General features: G+C 50.8%; 15 protein-coding genes. 2 read left to right on the plus strand and 13 right to left on the minus strand.

Annotated features, from left to right (window positions below; genetic code table 11):
* Nucleotides 1-130: 130 nt before the first annotated feature.
* From ACTRXI_RS10055 to ACTRXI_RS10065, 3 genes are all read right to left on the minus strand, one after another.
* Nucleotides 131-1099, minus strand: coding sequence for a C40 family peptidase (locus ACTRXI_RS10055; RefSeq protein ID WP_474262297.1), 969 nt, complete (start codon nt 1097-1099; stop codon nt 131-133).
* Between the two features lie 394 nt (nt 1100-1493).
* Nucleotides 1494-2135, minus strand: coding sequence for a hypothetical protein (locus ACTRXI_RS10060; RefSeq protein ID WP_474262298.1), 642 nt, complete (start codon nt 2133-2135; stop codon nt 1494-1496).
* 348 nt (nt 2136-2483) lie between these two features.
* Entirely contained in the window at nt 2484-3290 is an 807-nt protein-coding gene (locus tag ACTRXI_RS10065; RefSeq protein WP_474262419.1) for a histidinol-phosphatase, read from the minus strand.
* A gap of 250 nt (nt 3291-3540) precedes the next feature.
* On the opposite strand from ACTRXI_RS10065, the gene nagE reads away from it, so the two are divergent.
* Together nagE and ACTRXI_RS10075 are read left to right on the plus strand one after the other, a co-directional pair.
* On the plus strand, nt 3541-4923 hold the full coding sequence (nagE, locus tag ACTRXI_RS10070; RefSeq protein WP_474262420.1) for an N-acetylglucosamine-specific PTS transporter subunit IIBC: 1383 nt from the start codon (nt 3541-3543) through the stop codon (nt 4921-4923).
* Between the two features lie 85 nt (nt 4924-5008).
* Nucleotides 5009-5737 carry an SIS domain-containing protein gene (locus tag ACTRXI_RS10075; protein ID WP_474262299.1) on the plus strand — a complete coding sequence of 243 codons (729 nt, stop codon included), beginning with the start codon at nt 5009-5011 and terminating at the stop codon, nt 5735-5737.
* Between the two features lie 12 nt (nt 5738-5749).
* Here the strand turns inward: ACTRXI_RS10075 and ACTRXI_RS10080 are convergent, their stop codons facing one another.
* The 10 genes from ACTRXI_RS10080 to nagA all read right to left on the minus strand — a co-directional run bounded on the left by ACTRXI_RS10080 (nt 5750) and on the right by nagA (nt 16426).
* Nucleotides 5750-7114 (minus strand): MATE family efflux transporter, encoded by a 1365-nt coding sequence (locus ACTRXI_RS10080; RefSeq protein WP_474262300.1) that lies wholly within the window; start codon nt 7112-7114, stop codon nt 5750-5752.
* Between the two features lie 91 nt (nt 7115-7205).
* Nucleotides 7206-7694, minus strand: coding sequence for a VOC family protein (locus ACTRXI_RS10085; protein ID WP_474262301.1), 489 nt, complete (start codon nt 7692-7694; stop codon nt 7206-7208).
* 70 nt (nt 7695-7764) lie between these two features.
* On the minus strand, nt 7765-9015 hold the full coding sequence (locus ACTRXI_RS10090; RefSeq protein WP_474262302.1) for a dihydrolipoamide acetyltransferase family protein: 1251 nt from the start codon (nt 9013-9015) through the stop codon (nt 7765-7767).
* Between the two features lie 17 nt (nt 9016-9032).
* Entirely contained in the window at nt 9033-10067 is a 1035-nt protein-coding gene (locus ACTRXI_RS10095) for an alpha-ketoacid dehydrogenase subunit beta (RefSeq protein WP_474262303.1), read from the minus strand.
* The gene (locus tag ACTRXI_RS10100; RefSeq protein ID WP_474262304.1) at nt 10067-11080 is read right to left on the minus strand and encodes a thiamine pyrophosphate-dependent dehydrogenase E1 component subunit alpha; all 1014 of its coding nucleotides are present in this window, start codon (nt 11078-11080) and stop codon (nt 10067-10069) included. The genes ACTRXI_RS10095 and ACTRXI_RS10100 overlap by 1 nt, the downstream gene beginning before the upstream one ends.
* 194 nt (nt 11081-11274) lie before the next feature.
* A complete protein-coding gene (locus ACTRXI_RS10105) occupies nt 11275-13056 on the minus strand; it encodes a sigma-54-dependent Fis family transcriptional regulator (RefSeq protein ID WP_474262305.1) in 1782 nt (593 codons plus the stop codon).
* Between the two features lie 109 nt (nt 13057-13165).
* Nucleotides 13166-13624: a flavin reductase family protein gene (locus tag ACTRXI_RS10110; protein ID WP_474262306.1), complete on the minus strand. Its 459-nt coding sequence runs from the start codon at nt 13622-13624 to the stop codon at nt 13166-13168.
* Nucleotides 13625-13718: 94 nt separating this feature from the next.
* Nucleotides 13719-14441 (minus strand): GntR family transcriptional regulator, encoded by a 723-nt coding sequence (locus ACTRXI_RS10115; protein ID WP_474262307.1) that lies wholly within the window; start codon nt 14439-14441, stop codon nt 13719-13721.
* Between the two features lie 27 nt (nt 14442-14468).
* Nucleotides 14469-15224, minus strand: a complete 756-nt coding sequence (nagB, locus tag ACTRXI_RS10120; protein WP_474262308.1) for a glucosamine-6-phosphate deaminase — start codon at nt 15222-15224, stop codon at nt 14469-14471.
* Nucleotides 15221-16426, minus strand: coding sequence for an N-acetylglucosamine-6-phosphate deacetylase (gene nagA / locus ACTRXI_RS10125; RefSeq protein ID WP_474262309.1), 1206 nt, complete (start codon nt 16424-16426; stop codon nt 15221-15223). The genes nagB and nagA overlap by 4 nt, the downstream gene beginning before the upstream one ends.
* Nucleotides 16427-16495 lie beyond the last annotated feature (69 nt).

Below are 16495 nucleotides of genomic sequence, written 5' to 3' on the forward strand. Positions count from 1 at the left end.
ATAGCACACAACCTCTCAAACAAAGTAAAAATATCTTAGTCTTACACCCTGCGCCAACTGCTACTTTTATCACAAAAAAGAGGCTGAAAGCAATTACTCTGCTTTTCAGCCTCACGGTTATTTATGTTGTTTAAAAGCGGCCCGCTCCAATATAACGGGATTTCCAGTAGGAGCTGTTCATATCGGAAATAGTAACGCCGGTCGAAGCACCGGCATGGAGAAACTTGCCGTTTCCAACGTAGAAGCCCATGTGCGACGGACCGGTTCTTGTTTCGTAAAATACTGCATCACCTACGCTTGGATTCGACACCCTCGATACCTGCGTCCACATCTGTGCGACTGTCCGTTTCGTTGTGACGCCGTGCTGCTTCATGACGTACTGCACGAAACCGCTGCAGTCAAAGCCGCTCGTAGAGGTGCCGCCCCACACGTACGGGGTGCCAATATACTGTTTGCCTGTTTCCACTACTGCGGAGGAAGATCCTGTTGATACTCCGGCTACCGTACTGCTTGAACTGGAGGAAGAACTCGAACTGCCGGAAGAAGCTGTTACATTACTTTTTAATGCCTTCTGTGTAACTGGTCCGACAACTCCATCCACGCCAATACCCGCTGTGCGCTGGAAGTCTTTAACGGCAGCTGCCGTCACTGGACCGAATACCCCGTCCACAGAGCTGTTATAAAACCCTTTGCTTTTGAGCGTGCTTTGCAGGCTTCTTACTTCACTGCCGCGGTCGCCCTGACGGAGTCTTGAAGAAACGCTTGAGCTGGTGGAACCCGAAGAATTCGAAGATACTTTGGAGGAAGAGCTGCTGCCGCCAAGGTTCATTTTACTGAACGTAATTGGCCCGGCCACGCCGTCCACGCCAATGCTCTTGGAACGCTGGAATGATTTTAGCGAGCCTGCTGTTACTGGTCCGAACACCCCGTCAATTGCTCCGGTGTGGAAGCCTTCGCTTTTAAGGTACTCCTGCAGTTCTTTTACATCTGAATTCCGGTGGCCTACTTTTAACGTCTGGTCTCCAAGCGCCGCATCCGCGACAGTCGGTGTTGCAAGAAGTCCTGCTGCCAGAGCAGCGCTGAATAAGAATTTTTTCATTATGTTTTCGCCTGTAAAGTCTCTTAATATCCGGAGTGTGTATGTTGTGGTTCTAAAGTTTCAGAATGAAATATCTGATAGAAATATATGTAATAAAAGGGATATTTTTTATTATTAAGAGTTTAAGACGATCACACCTCCTGTTATTTTATTTTTAAATTATTTAATATGTTTTTTCCGTTTTATAAGCTATTCGTATTATATGTTGGGGGTTTAACTAATTCAATAGAACGATCACTTTTGTTACACAACTGTAATTTTGCACACAAATCCGTAACTTTATTGATGATTTTAGACCTACGTAAAACTTTATGCCCGTTATAATAGACTTAGTAAAATAAAAAAGCTTCTTCCGCCTGAAATCCAGCGGAGGAAGCTTTTCTTTAACTTTATATTACATTTGTAGTATTCTATGTTCTTTAATATAGTCGATGATCTCTTCAACGCTGATATCGTCTGCCAGAATGTATCTGCTGCGCTGATGCACTTCCGGTTTTTCAAGAATATCAAGCTTTACGCAATAGCGGAAAAGAAGTGTTATGAACTGGCGCAGCGTGGAGGCCTGATAGGTGGACTTTTCTTTCAGTGAATCCCCGAAGGCTTCAAAGTAATCCTTGGAGGAAAAAGGAGATTTATTTTCCCAGGAGACCAGGTTCTGCAAAAATGTCCGGAAAAAATCAACGCTTACGGCATACGTCTGCGGTGCTTTTTTGAATTTCAGCAGCCCTTCTTCTTCAATATAGTATAAAAGGAGCGTCTCCCGGCCCCGTCCTGCAGAAATATTGTTTCCGTTCATCCGGGGCTGCTCTCTAAAGGAGACTGTGGGAGCGGACAAGTCGACCAATCCGTTTTCCCCGGAAGCTGCAGCCTCTGCGCTGCTTCGTTCCGGATAAGTGACGTCCTCTCCTGCGATAAATGCCTCCATCCGCTCGAGGTTGCGCATATGGTTTACGGCCTGCTCGGCGCGATCGTAGTTATGCTCCTGGATCGCCTCGTACAGAATTTCCTGTAACTGTTCTTCATACTTTGCTGGCATTAAGGGTAAATCTCCTTTCTTCAGTGACGGGCTCCGTAATATTAATCGTTTTTGCCTCTGTATAGAAATTGATTCATTTAGCTGTACAGGTGCAAAAATAACTAAACATTTGAATTATACTTAATACATTTTTTCATATTGGCGTCCCGGCGTCTATACTTTCCTACTGTATAATTATAAATTACACACGAAACCTCTTCTATCGTACGTTATTCTTCTACTACTTTCATCGGTCTTCATTCTCGATATTTACAGCGGTCTTTATTAATATCGCTACATTAACGTAAAAAAGCCGGAAAAAAGCGTACATTCACTCTTCTCCAGCTTACATATATAAATTTATATAGCTTACAGATTCACGTCCATCGGGCGGCGCTTCCGAAAAAACCTCCAGGAACGATAGCCGATCTGTTTCAGGCGCTGCTGTACTTCTTCCAGGTCGTCCCCGATTCTCTCCGGCACGTGCGCATCGGAGCCGAACGTAACCGGAACGTTGTAATACAGGGCGCGTTCGAGCATTTCATCCGATGGATACCAGCCTCCGCAGTATTTAGTTTTGCCGGAGGTGTTAATTTCAATGGCTGTGCCTTTCTCCCCGATTATCCGGAGCGTTTTCTCCACTTCCGGAGTATCGATCTCTTCCGCATAGGGGAAATAACCCTTTAAGGCATCGATATGGCCCAGAATATCAAACATGCCGCTTTTGGCAGACAGCGCAATCTGACGGTAATATTCTTCCTTTACCTGACGGATATCCGCATCGTCCATACCTTCCCATCTTGAGGTATCGAAAATATTCACGCCGTTTACAAAATGGACCGATCCGATCACATAATCCATTGGATACCTTTCATACTGCTTCCGATAAGGTGCTTCCTTATCCGGGAAATAGTCCGATTCCACGCCGATAAGCACTTCAATGTCGTTTATGTATTTTTCCTTCAGCTGCCGGATTTCCTCAATATACGCAGGGAATTCTCCTCTGGCCATCGTAATGCGTGGATACGGCTGCTCCTCTGTACTAGCAAAAAATGGGGAATGGTCGGAAATACCGATTACGTCGAGCTTTTTCCGAATCGCTGCCTGAATGTAATCCTCGATTGTGCCTTCTGCATGCCCGCAGCGGTCGTGATGGTTATGAAGGTCAAATTTCACTTTTATCACCTTTTCTTTTTCTTTTTATCGTATCATGCCTGCTTTAAAAATCTATTGAGAAAATGGTATAGACATCTATATATAATGTGTTACTATGTTTGTAAGCGTTACCTTATAGATGTCGTCAGATTCTTTAACAGAGTTTTTAAATTTTTAAGAAAATTGGTATAGACATCTATAACTAAAATAAGGTACATTTTCATCATACATTATATTAAAGGGGGATCTACTTATGCTTGGAAACATTCAAATCATGGGCAAGTTCCAGAAGCTCGGGCGCTCGCTGATGCTTCCGATCGCAGCTCTTCCGGCTGCAGCTCTTATTCTTCGTTTTGGCCAGGATGACCTGCTCGGCATAGCCTTTGTCGCAAGCGCCGGCCAGTTCATTTTCGACAACCTGGCACTACTGTTTGCAGTCGGCCTGGCAATTGGTTTTTCCAGGGACGGAAGCGGCGCTGCCGCACTTGCAGGCGTGGTTGGCTATCTGATTCTGGACGGTGGCCTTACAGGCATTGACGAAAATATCGATATGGGGGTGCTTGGCGGCATTATCGCAGGGATTACGGCCGGACTTTTATATAACCGCTTTTATAACATACAGCTGCCACAGTTCCTCGGCTTCTTTGGAGGCAGGCGGTTCGTACCTATTATCACCGCCGTTACGATGCTTTTATTTGCGTTTATCTTTGGCTATGTATGGCCGCCGGTTCAAAGCGGCATTGACCAGGTCACCGGCGTAATTACGGATACTGGTTCCGCCGGCGCCGGACTGTACGGATTTTTGAACCGGCTCCTGATTCCAACCGGGCTGCACCATATTATTAACGTATATATATGGTTTGATTTTGGCTCTTTTCAGGGCTACAACGGTGAATTGACCCGCTTCTTCAACGGGGATCCGAACGCTGGTGCATACACAGCCGGATTCTTCCCAATTATGATGTTCGGTCTTCCAGGTGCCTGCCTGGCAATGATTCTGGCAGCAAAGCCGGAGCGCCGCAAAGAAGTAGCCGGTATGCTCGGCAGCCTGGCACTCACTTCATTTTTGACCGGTATTACGGAACCAATTGAATTTACATTTATGTTCCTTTCTCCGCTGCTTTATGTAGTACACGCACTGATGACCGGACTTGCGATGATGATTACGTTCGAGCTTGGCATATTAAACGGCTTCGGGTTCTCTGCCGGGTTCATTGACTATTTGATTAACTTCGGCATCGCGACCAAGCCTGTGCTGCTGCTCGGGATAGGGCTGATATTCGGTATTCTTTACTTCATCGTCTTCTCGGCGCTTATCCGTCTGCTGAATATTAAAACCCCGGGCCGCGAAGATGAGGAAACGGTCACGACAGCGAATGCAAACAGTGGCGATGACAAATATGAATCGCTCGCCAAAAATTACGTAGCTGCCCTCGGAGGGTATTCCAATATTCAATCGATCGATAACTGCGTTACAAGGCTGCGGCTTCAGATGAATGACATAGACGAAGTCGATGAAGACAAGCTGAAGCAAAACGGGGCACGTGGTGTAGTAAAAGTAGATAAAACCAACCTGCAGGTTATTATTGGCACTGAGGTGGAATTTGTCGCAGACGCTATGCGCGCCCAGCATCCTGATTCCAAGACAGAATAATCATTGCCCCCGTTTCAAAGGCGGGGGCTTTTTCTCTGCCTGAAAACAGGTATACTTTTATCGTGAAGAAAGGATGATACGTATTATGATAGAAAAATATTTTTCCAGTATCCGCCAGCAGCTGAGCGCTGTGGAAAAACAGGAACATAGCCAGATGGAAGCATGCGCCGGAGCGATCGCCAATACACTGGAACACGATGGGGTCATTCACCTATTCGGATGCGGACATTCACATCTTCTTTCGCTCGAAGTCTACTACCGGGCCGGCGGCCTCGTTCCGATCCACCCCATTCTTCATGAACCGGTCATGCTTCACGAAGGGGCTCTGCGCTCCTCCGAGCTTGAGCGTACAAACGATTACGCCTCTACGTTTTTAGCGAACGAAAATATTCAGCCGGAGGACACTGTGATCGTTATTTCCACCTCCGGGAGAAACCCTGTACCGATCGATGTCGCCCTCCACGCCAAAAAAGCCGGCGCTGCAGTCGCCGGCCTGACCTCGGTTGCTTATTCTTCGGGCCAGTCCTCCCGTCATAAAGACGGATTCAGGCTGATGGATGTCGTCGATATTGTCCTCGATAACCATGCGCCGCCCGGAGATGCACTGCTGACGCACCCGGATCTCCCGACTCCATTTGCCTCAAGCTCTACAGCGATAGGAACCGCCATGCTGCAGGCAGCTATTGCCCGTGCGATTGAAATAACGGCGGACCGGGGGAAAACGCCGCCTATTTTTACGAGCGGCAATGCTGACGGCGGGGATGACCAAAACGAACAATGGCTGCAGAAATACCGTCACCGGCTTGGGTTTTAAAGAAAGCGGGGACTAAGAGAAACCAAAGCCTCCTTCGTGTCTTTTTACCACTACTTTCAGCCGGATGAAAAATCCGATTGCGGCACTGGTCAGCCCGACAGTGATGCCAAGCCAGAGGCCAAACGGACCGAGCGGCGTCGTGACAGCAAGCAGGTACCCGGCCGGCAGCCCGAGCGCCCAGTAGGAGACGAGCGCCGTGAAAAATGGAACGGTCACATCTTTATAGCCCCGGAGCACCCCCTGAAGCGAGGCCTGGGCGGCATCTGAAATCTGATAGACGATCGCGAACAGGAAAAACTGGGCAGCAAGCTGCACAACTTCTTCATTGGTCGTATAAATATAGGCGATCGGCTCGCGCAGCAGAAATATACCAATAGAGGCTACACCAAGGATACCCATGGCTGCCGCCACCCCGAGGCGTGTATAAGCCTTCGCACCCTCAAGATAGCCGCCGCCCACCTCATACGCCACCACAATCGTCAAAGCGATGGAAATACTTAAAGGCACCATAAAGATCAGAGACGTGAAGCTGAGCGCCACCTGGTGGGCAGCGACTGTAACTGTGCTGAACAGCGAAGCCATTAAAAGACTCACTGCCGAAAAAATACTCGATTCAAAAAACAGCGACATCCCCATCGGCACGCCGATCCGCAGCTGCTCCTTCCACGACTGCCAGGACGGCCTGTACCAATCCAGAAAAATGCGGAACTTCCTCATCGCCGGAATCCGGAACGTCATTATGATGCTGAACGCAAAAATGATCCAATAGGAAATTGCCGTCGCGTAGCCTGCTCCGATACCGCCGAGCTCCGGAAAGCCAAATTTGCCAAAAATTAACACGTAATTAAAGAACGCATTAAACGGAAGCGTACCGAGCATGATCACCATCGTAATCCGCGTATGACCCTGGGCATCAAAAAAGTTCCGGAGCACGATCGATAAAAAGAACGGAATAATTCCAAAGGCGAGACCAATCAAATAATGGGCCGCAATCCGTTCAACACCTGGTTCGAGCGACATAAACGAAAGAGCCGGGCTTAACGCCGCCGCTCCGAGCGTAATAACAAGCACTCCGAAAAGTACGCCAAGGTACAGTCCCTGTGTAATCGTTCCGGCAATCTTTCTCCCTTCCCCGGCCCCCAGCTGCTGGGAGACGATCGGTGTGATGGCGAGCAGAATGCCATTCACCGCTGTAAATACCGGCATCCACAGATTAGCCCCAATCGCCACACCCGCCAGATCGTCCGTTCCAGCCCGTCCGGACATGATTGTGTCTATTAAATTCATGCCAAAATAGCTCAGCTGTGTAATCAAAATGGGAACTAAAATAACCATAAACAGCCGCAGCTTCTCTTTTATCGTTTCTGCGTGATACATAACTTTGCCTCCTGCTGACATATCCCGTCCGTTCTACTCATCTGTATAGAATAACATTGATCAGCCGGAAAGGGCACCTCACGCAGGCGGCTTATGGGCTGTCCATGTTTCCATAGGTGACTTCGGTGCTGTGGGAATAAAGCTCGACGATATTGCCGAACGGGTCCTCCATATAAACAAGCCGGTACGGCTTTCCCTCTCTCGGGTGCCATGTCCTGCTCCGCCGTTTTCCTCCCTCCGATTCAATTTGTACAGCCGTTTCTTCTACATCAGAAACAAGAAGGCACAGGTGAAAAAATCGCTGCTGCCACGGCGGGCTCTGTTTCAGATCAGGCTTCGGGTCAACAAATTCAAACAGCTCGAGTCCCACCTGGTTGCCCGTCGTCAGATGAGCATTGCGCATTTCTTTCACCTCTTCGCCGAGAAGATCCATTGTCATATTCGTGGAAGCATCGTCCGTCTCCTCAGCTTTCGCCGTGAATGGCCCGGCCAGAAGCTCAAAATCCAGCACCCGCGTGTACCATTCGACAGCTGCGTCAATATCCGGCACGGTTAAACCGATGTGGGTAATTCCAGTCATAAACTCCCTCCTTTGTCATACAAAAGCCGTTCCCATTATGGAAACGGCTTAACCCTGTATGGGGGACGTATTAGTAAAACAACCGGTGCGGATTCTCTAAAATACCGGTAAGCTCTGCGAGAAACCGCCCGGCCGGTTCGCCGTCGAGGGCGCGGTGATCAAATGTCAGGCTGAGCGGCAGCAGCTTTCGCTCCATTGGAATGCCTTCGTGAAACTGTACCCCGTCCTGGACGGCTCCGACACCCAGTATAGCCGCTTCCGGTGTATTTAAAATCGGCGTAAAGTATTCGACACCGGTCGAACCAACATTCGTAATCGTAAACGTGGAGCCCTGCATATCTTCAGAAGCTAGCTGGTTTTCCCTTGCCCCGTGCCCGAGCAAGCGGATGCTCTCACCAATCTCCCGCACTGATTTGGCTTCGGCATGAAAAATGACCGGCACCATGAGGCCTTCTGTCAATGCGGCCGCTATTCCCAGGTGCACATGATCATAGCGGTAAAGCGTGCCTTCCTGAAACGAAGCGTTCGCTGCCGGATGCTTTCGGAGAGCCAGTACTGCTGCTTTGGCAATGAACGCAGTCAGTGTCATCGTTTTCGCTTCCCCGTTCTGTTCAAGCTCGGCATTGGCCTGCTTCTGCATCTGCAGCAGCCCGGTAACATCTGCCTTTCTCATCAGCGTAAGCTGGGCACTTTCCTGCAGGCTCTGCTGCATACGGTCGGCAATGACTTTACGCATTCCTTTAACAGCCGTCACCTGAGTCGTGTCGAGCGATGGATTGGCTGATGCCGGTTCGTTTTGCGGCAGAGCAGTGCTTTCTTCCTCGCCACCGGATTCTACTAGTGCTTCCACATCCTTCTTGGTAATTCGTCCTTTCGGTCCAGTGCCTTCAATGTTTTCTACCGGAATACCGTGCGCCGATGCCAGCTTTTTAGCGGCCGGAGATACCCGTACGCGCGATTCAGCCTGAGGCGCATGATTTATTTCCCGGGAAATAACCGGTTCTTCTGCTACCGTTTCTGCCGGTTCCGGGGCCGCCGACGCCGGCTCTTCTTTGGCTGACGTGCTTTCTGCTATTTGTTCACCGGGCTCTCCCATGTAGGCAATCACCTGACCAACCGCCAGCGTCTCGTCTTCTGCGGCGGTGATTTTGAGCATCTGACCGTCTGCAGGAGCCTCCACTTCATTTGTGATTTTATCCGAGCTGACCGTTACAATCGGCTCCCCTTTTTTAATATCGTCTCCTTCTTTTTTCAGCCATTCGGCAATGGTGCCTTCGTTCATACTCATTCCAAACTTCGGCATTACGATCTCAGTGGCCATACTGTCCCTCCTTCCGTTTACATAGTCATCGCAGTATCTTCACCAGTAAGCTCCATGACGGTTCGGACGATGGTGTCCGCCGACGGCAGATACAGATCCTCGAGGACCGGCGAAAACGGCACCGGAGAATGCGGAGCGGTAATCCGTTTGATCGGTGCATCGAGGGAATCGAATCCCTTATCTGCGACCATCGCTGCAATATCGGTCGCTACGTTACAGCGCGGGGTCGCTTCGTCCACGACAATTAAATGATTGGTTTTATCCACTGAAGCTAAAATCGTCTCTTCATCCAAAGGCGAAAGACTTCGCGGATCTACAATTTCTGCCTGAATGCCTTTGGCCGACAGCTGCTCTGCCGCTTCAAGCGCGGTATGCACCTGCTTGCCGATAGCAACGATCGTGACATCACTGCCCTCGCGCTTAATGTCCGCTTTACCGAGATCGGTCTTGTAATAGCCTTCCGGCACTTCGCCTTTCATATTGTAGAGCGTTTTATCTTCAAAAAAGACCACCAGGTCATCATCTTCAATGGCTGCGATCAAGAGTCCCTTCGCTTCTGCCGGCGTGGAAGGAACGACTGTTTTAAGCCCCGGTATTGCGGTAAACATCCCATACAGGCTCTGCGAATGCTGGGCCGCAGCCCGAAAGCCCGCTCCATGCATCGTCCGGATGGTCAGCGGCACCTTCGCTTTACCACCGAACATATAACGCAGCTTCGCCCCCTGGTTCATTACCTCATCGAGGCAGCTGCCAATAAAGTCGTTAAACATCAGCTCCGCCACCGGGCGCATGCCGGTTGCTGCTGCACTGACGGCCGCGCCGACATAGCCTGCTTCTGCAATCGGGGTATCGAGAATGCGGTCCCTCCCGAATTCCTGCACCAGCCCCTGCGTGACACCCATGACCCCACCCCAGGCTTCCTCGTCCTGCAAATGATCGACGGCCGCGCCGCCGGCTACATCTTCACCCATTAAAATAACGTTTTTATCTCTTCGCATCGTTTCGGCAAGTGCTTCATTAATTGCATCAGAAAAGCTGATGGTCCGTCCCATTACGACTCCCTCCCTGTATTCGTGTAATCCACATACACGTCAGTTATTAAGCTGCCGGCATCCGGGTAATCACTGCTTTCTGCAAATTCGACCGCGGCCTGGATGGAGGCTTTCACCTGTTCATCCAGCTTGTTCAGGCCCTCCTCATTAGAAAGGTTGTGCTGGAGCATATACTGGCGGAACTGTAAAATCGCGTCTTTATCCTTCAGATGCTCTTCGCGCTCCTCCGAGCCTTTATATTTCTGGGCATCGCCTTCAAAGTGACCGTAGTTCCGGTACGTTTTACATTCAATCAAGGAAGGGCCTTCACCGTTTCTTGCTCTTTCGACCGCCCTTGCTGCCGCTTCGTATACAGCCATTGCGTCTTTGCCATCAACAATTTCTCCCGGGATGCCGTAAGAAGCTGCCCGGTCGGCGATATTTTCACAGCTCGAGGCGTAGGAAAATGGAGTCGCTTCAGCGTAGCCGTTGTTTTCGGCAACAAAGATGACCGGCAGATTCCAGATAGCCGCCATATTAATCCCCTCATGGAATGTGCCGTGGTTATTGGCCCCGTCTCCAAAAAAGCAGACCGCCACGCCTCCCGTGTTCTGCAGCTTCGCTGTCAGGCCGGCGCCAGTAGCGAGCGGAAAACCGCCGCCAACGATGCCATTGGCCCCGAGCATGCCTTTACTAACATCAGCAATATGCATTGAGCCGCCTTTACCGTTGCAAAGCCCGGTTTCTTTACCATAAATCTCGGCCATCATACCGTTCAGATCACACCCCTTCGCGATGCAGTGACCGTGCCCGCGGTGAGTGCTTGTGATGCTGTCTTTGTCATTCAGGTGCGCGCATACGCCGACTGCCACCGCTTCCTCTCCTGCATACAAATGAACAAATCCCGGCAGCACTCCTTTGCTGAACGTTTCATGGACAGTATCTTCAAAATACCGAATTTCAGACATTTTTTGATACATCCACATGGCCTGATGGGAATCCATCGTCTGTGTTCTTGTGTTGGACGCTTCCATACTGATCCTCCTTTAATATTCATTTATTGCAGGCAAAAGAAGCCTGCGGGCGTTCTCGCTCTAAACACTTGCAAGTTTTGTGCCAACAATATCTACGTTATTTTCAGGCAGTCGCTTCAGTTTCAGGCTTTTGCTCCACAAAAAAATGAGACAATCCGGAGCATGATGCTCCGGATTGTCTCATTTTGTCGCAATTATTCCAGCCCATATTTTTTCAGCTTCCGGTAAAGCGTGCTTCTCGCCATCCCAAGCAGCTTTGCCGAAGCCGCTACACGGCCGCTGCAGGCCTCAAGCGCCTGTTCGATCCGCTCGCACTCCATCTGCTCCCGGTAGGTAAACCGGCTCGTCGTGAGCTGCCGGGCTTCCGGGGCAGAAAGAAAAGGATCAAGGAGCACGTCCATCGGCACAATTCCTTCATAATACGTATACATACGCTCCAGTACATTAAAGAGTTCACGGATGTTGCCCGGCCATTCGTAGCCGGCCATCTGGGCCAGCAGCTGTTTCGGCCAGGTAATGCTCCATCCCTGCTTCTCTGAAATGTAGCGGATCAGCTCCGGCAGATCCTCCATCCGCTCTCTGAGCGGCGGCAGCGTGAGCGGATACACATAAATGCGGTAATACAAATCTTCCCGGAAATTTCCTTCCTGAACCAGCTCAGTAATATGCTTGTTGCTTGCAGTAACAAGCCGGAAGTTAACCGGGATGGAGTCTCTGCTCCCAACCGGCGTGACCCTTTTCTCCTGTAGCACACGTAAAAGTGCCACCTGGGCTGCCGGGGAAATTTCAGAGATTTCGTCTAAAAAGAGGGTGCCGTTTTTCGCTTCCCGGATTTTCCCCTCGGAGCCTCCTCTCTTCGCCCCGGTAAATGCGCCGCTATCGTAGCCGAACAGTTCGCTTTCGAGCAGGTTTTCCGGAATAGCGCCGCAGTTGACTGCGATAAACGGACCATTTCGGTATTCACTATTGTCATGCAAGAGTCTTGCCATAACTTCCTTGCCCGTCCCGGTCTCACCGAAAAGATGAACGGAGACCGATTGTTTGGCAGCCTTTTTCACCTCCGCGATCGTTTGTTCAAAGGCCGGGCTTACCCCTACGGCTTCCCCCCGGGAGAAAGGCCGGGCTGCCGGGACCTTCTTTTTTTCCACCTTCGTACGCACAGGCTGATACCGATAACCGAGCAGCCGGCGGGTGGCTGCAGAATAGATTGGGACTGCCAGTCGGCTGATGGCCGGATCATTTCCCTGCTCGTCTTCCTTCCATTCCGGATGACGGTACACCTCGGTGCCATAAGCATTCGTCAGCAAATACGGTGTGAACGTATGGTCGCCTGCGAGGGCGTATTGAAGCAGCTCGATTTCCTGCTGACGGAGCTTTTCCTGCCAGGAGCGCTCAATCGCAAATGCTGCTGAAACGACCGTGCCCATAATTTGTTCTTTCTGCGTAAAACCAAAGGGACTCGACATATCAAGCACGCCAAGGATGCCCCCTTTGCCGTCGTATACTGGTACCGCTGCGCATTCCCAGCTTTTGGAGGCTTTAGAGTAGTGCTCTTCTTTGAAGACCGCAATCGGTTCCCCTGTAGAAAGACTGGTCCCGATGGCATTCGTCCCTACCGCCCGGTCGGTCCAGGTAACGCCCTCTCCAAAATGAATGCTTGAGGCATGAGCAAGAGCCTGCCGATGCCCGTTGATGTACAGCACTTTGCCTTGTTCATCCGTAAGCAGAAGCAAAAGCTTCATGCTCTCACAAAATTCCTGCAGCTGCCGAAGCATTGGATCTGCCGCTTCCAGGTACATTTCCCGTTCTTTTTTGTAGGCCAGCCACTCCTTTCGTTCCGGCAGCTGGCCGATGCCTCCAGCTGGATCGACTCCTTCCCTTGCGCATATATGCCATGACTCTGCGATCCGCTTTTCCATCCGTGTACGGTCCAGTATTCCCGTCTCCGACCACCGGTTCCATTCCGCTTTATTCACGATTCGCACCTCTCTTTTGAAAGCGTTTTCTTACATATAATGTAGCACGCCCTTCCTGGAGAAAAAAGAGCCGGAATATAAAAAAACACCCGGCCGAAAGCCGGATGATTTATTCCATATAGCGGTATTTGCCTTCAAAATAAACGAGCGGTGCTTCATCCTGGACCGTCACATTTTCCACGGAACCGATAAACAGTGTGTGATCCCCTGCATCGACTTCGTTATATTTCGTGCAGGCAAGCTGCGTGATGGCTCCTTCAATGACCGGACGGTCTTCAAACCGCTCAAAGCTCACCTCTGCGTCTTCTTCTGTCTGGCGGGCAAAGTAGCGCGATACTGCCTCCTGGCCGTTGCCAAGAACACTGATGGCAAACTGATCTGCTTCCTGCATATATTCGTGCATCGATGCCGTTTTCGCCACGGAAATGAGAATCAGCTTTGGTTCAAGTGAAACAGACATGAACGCGTTTGCCGTCATGCCATGAACTGTTCCTTCAAGCTCCGTCGTAAGCACCGTAACACCGGTCGTAAATTTGCCCATGGCTGCTTTAAACAATCGATCATCCATTTGTGCGGCCTCCCTCATTATCAGCTAATCGTTATCCTGCGAGCATTTTAACGTAAATCAGCCCAGAAAACCAGGAAAGCCGCTTCGGCCACCCTTACCGCGGCATATGAATACGGAACTTGTACCGATCCCCCCGGTAGGAAGAAATAACGTGTTCAAACGGTTCCCCATCCGCAGTATACGTAGTCCGGGAGATTAAAAGAACCGGGGCTCCCGGTACAATGCCGAGAAGCTCTGCTTCGCGCTCCGACGCAAGGGATGCCTCAAGGGACTGATCGGCGGACCCAATTATGATGCCGTAATCCTGCTCAAGCCGGTTATAAATAGAGCCTGATGCCGATTCTTCGCCAAGGCCGGGAAACATCTCTGCATTCAGATAGGAATTCTCTAGCGCCATCGGCTTATTATCCGCGAGTCTAAGCCGCTCCATCCTGTAGACCGAACCGCCTTTCAGCTGAAGCAGTCTCGCTGTTGCCGCGTCCGCTTCTTCCATTTGAAACAGCTGCAGCTCGCTGCTTGCCTTCATGCCGCGCGCCTTCATATCCTCGGTAAAGCTCGTGAGACCCTGAAGCATCTGTTCAATCTTAGGTTCAGCCACAAACGTTCCTTTGCCCTTTTCCCTTGTCAGCAGCTGCTCGCTTACAAGCTCCGTCACCGCCTGGCGGACCGTCATACGGCTCACATCAAATTCTTCAGCAAAAATACGCTCGGACGGAAGCATATAGCCTGGAGGCCATTCGCCACTCTCAAGCTTTCCACGGATCATTTCCTGTATTTGATAATAAATCGGCAGCGGGGATTTTTTGTTAATTTTCATATACGGCATCCTCCCGTTTTCACGTTTTCACCCGGTAAAGCGCCGCAACACTTCTGCGGGGACATCCGCCAGCGCTTCTTCGTCAGCAATCACCGTTACACTGGAGTGCTTTTTCAGTACGGAAGCCGGGAAGTCTTCCTGCACCTCTCCTTCTAACAGACGAAGAAGGGCTTCTTTTTTACGTCTGCCAAACACGAGCAAAAGAATCTCACGGCTGTCCATAATGGTTTCAATTCCCATAGTTACCGCCTGTGTTGGAACGTCCTTAATACTCAAAAAAAATCTGGCGTTGGCCTCTCTCGTTGACGGCTTCAATTGTATCACATGCGTCCGGCTTGAAAAGGAGGTGCCGGGCTCATTAAATCCAATGTGGCCGTTTTCACCAATGCCGAGAAGCTGCATATCAATGCCCCCGGCTGCAGCAATTTGTTTTTCATAGCGCCTGCATTCCTGCTCCAGGTCATCGGCTGTTCCGTTCGGAAGGTGCGTCTGTTCCGGCTGCAGCTGCAGCGGCTGAAAGACTTTGTGCTGCATGTATGCATGATAGCTTTGCGGATGGTCTTCCGGCATACCGGCATACTCATCAAGGTTAAATGTCGTAACACGGGAGAGATCCAGGCCCCCGCGGTCATAGATTTTCTTCAGCTGCTGATACGTACCCTCAGGCGTACCGCCGGTAGCCAGCCCCAGCACACAGTCCGGTTTCTCCTGCACTTTTCCGGCGATCATTTCTGCCGCATGCACGCTCAATGCTTCTCTGTCAGTCACACGGATAAGCTTCACGGCTTCACTTCTCCTTTCTGTTCAGGCGCAGCGACGCGTCCGCGGCACCAGACCTTCTGTATATGCATACTGTCGTCCATCCAGACAATATCGGCATCCTTTCCAGCCTGAATGCTGCCTTTCCGCTCCGCGAGTCCTATTTCATGCGCGGCGTTCCAGGAGGTCATGCGCACCGCTTCCTCACGGCTGCAGCCTGTAAACGCCTGAATATTGCGGAAGCCTTGATCCATCGCAAGCATGCTGCCGGCGATCGTGCCGTCTGCCAGATACGGCTTGTCTCCGGCCACCGTTACCTGCTGGCCGCCGAGATCGTACGAACCGTCCGGCAGATTTTTAGCCCTCAGGGAATCAGTAATAACACAGATTCGCCCGGGACCGGCTGCCTGATAGGCAAGCTTGACCATGTCCGGATGGCTGTGGACGCCGTCTGCTATAATTTCAACGGTAAGCTCCGGATTTAAAAGCGCTGCGGCAGCAACGCCGGGCTCCCGGTGATGCAGCCCGCTCATGCCGTTGTACAAATGGGTAATGTGCGAAAGACCATTCTCTACTGCCTCGTCCACAAGCGCTTTAGAGGCGTTCGAATGCGCTGCGGAAGCGACGACCCCGATGCTTTGCAGGTGAGCGGTCAGCGTAAAGTCCGGATCATGCTCCGGAGCCAGTGAAACAATCCGAATTGCGTTTCCGGAAGCACGGCGCCACGTTTCAAACAAATCCACCGAAGCCGGGACCATGAATTCAGCCGGCTGGGCACCGGCTTTGGAAGGTTCAAAAAACGGGCCTTCAACGTGTGCACCTGCAATCTCCGCCTGGCCTTCTCCCGTCATGGCTTTCCGGTGTTCAGCCACTGCTTCCAGGGCTTTTGTAATCTCCTCGCTCTTCTGGGTAATCGTAGTTGGAAGAAAAGCTGTTGTACCTTCAGCCGGCAGCACCCTGGCCATTGTTTCCAGTGCCTCCGCAGTACCATCCATCGCGTCTGCTCCCTGGACGCCGTGAATATGCATATCAATCATTCCCGGTATAAAGAAGCCCCGGGAGCCGTCCACCATCGCTGCCCTCCGACGTATTTCCTCTGGCACTTCCCGCAGGCTTTCCATGCTTCCTGTCCGGTGGATTGCCTGCCCGCGGATCCAGATGAACTGATCGTTTGAGGTACGGTCTGCGTTTACAATAGTCGCTGAACATATAATAGTATCTTCCACTGCGAGTCCCCTCCTTTTCTATATCGTACCAGTATAAAATATAGTTGTCTATACCAATTATGCCAAAAA

It is taken from the genome of Marinococcus sp. LNHM4E3-1 (assembly GCF_056034405.1).

What these genes read in the sequence shown, in the direction of transcription:
- ACTRXI_RS10055 (WP_474262297.1), bottom strand. Translation starts at nt 1,099, where the DNA reads ATGAAAAAATTCTTATTCAGCGCTGCTCTGGCAGCAGGACTTCTTGCA.
- ACTRXI_RS10060 (WP_474262298.1), bottom strand. Translation starts at nt 2,135, where the DNA reads ATGCCAGCAAAGTATGAAGAACAGTTACAGGAAATTCTGTACGAGGCG.
- ACTRXI_RS10075 (WP_474262299.1), top strand. Translation starts at nt 5,009, where the DNA reads ATGATAGAAAAATATTTTTCCAGTATCCGCCAGCAGCTGAGCGCTGTG.
- ACTRXI_RS10080 (WP_474262300.1), bottom strand. Translation starts at nt 7,114, where the DNA reads ATGTATCACGCAGAAACGATAAAAGAGAAGCTGCGGCTGTTTATGGTT.
- ACTRXI_RS10085 (WP_474262301.1), bottom strand. Translation starts at nt 7,694, where the DNA reads ATGACTGGAATTACCCACATCGGTTTAACCGTGCCGGATATTGACGCA.
- ACTRXI_RS10090 (WP_474262302.1), bottom strand. Translation starts at nt 9,015, where the DNA reads ATGGCCACTGAGATCGTAATGCCGAAGTTTGGAATGAGTATGAACGAA.
- ACTRXI_RS10095 (WP_474262303.1), bottom strand. Translation starts at nt 10,067, where the DNA reads ATGGGACGGACCATCAGCTTTTCTGATGCAATTAATGAAGCACTTGCC.
- ACTRXI_RS10100 (WP_474262304.1), bottom strand. Translation starts at nt 11,080, where the DNA reads ATGGAAGCGTCCAACACAAGAACACAGACGATGGATTCCCATCAGGCC.
- ACTRXI_RS10110 (WP_474262306.1), bottom strand. Translation starts at nt 13,624, where the DNA reads ATGGATGATCGATTGTTTAAAGCAGCCATGGGCAAATTTACGACCGGT.
- ACTRXI_RS10115 (WP_474262307.1), bottom strand. Translation starts at nt 14,441, where the DNA reads ATGAAAATTAACAAAAAATCCCCGCTGCCGATTTATTATCAAATACAG.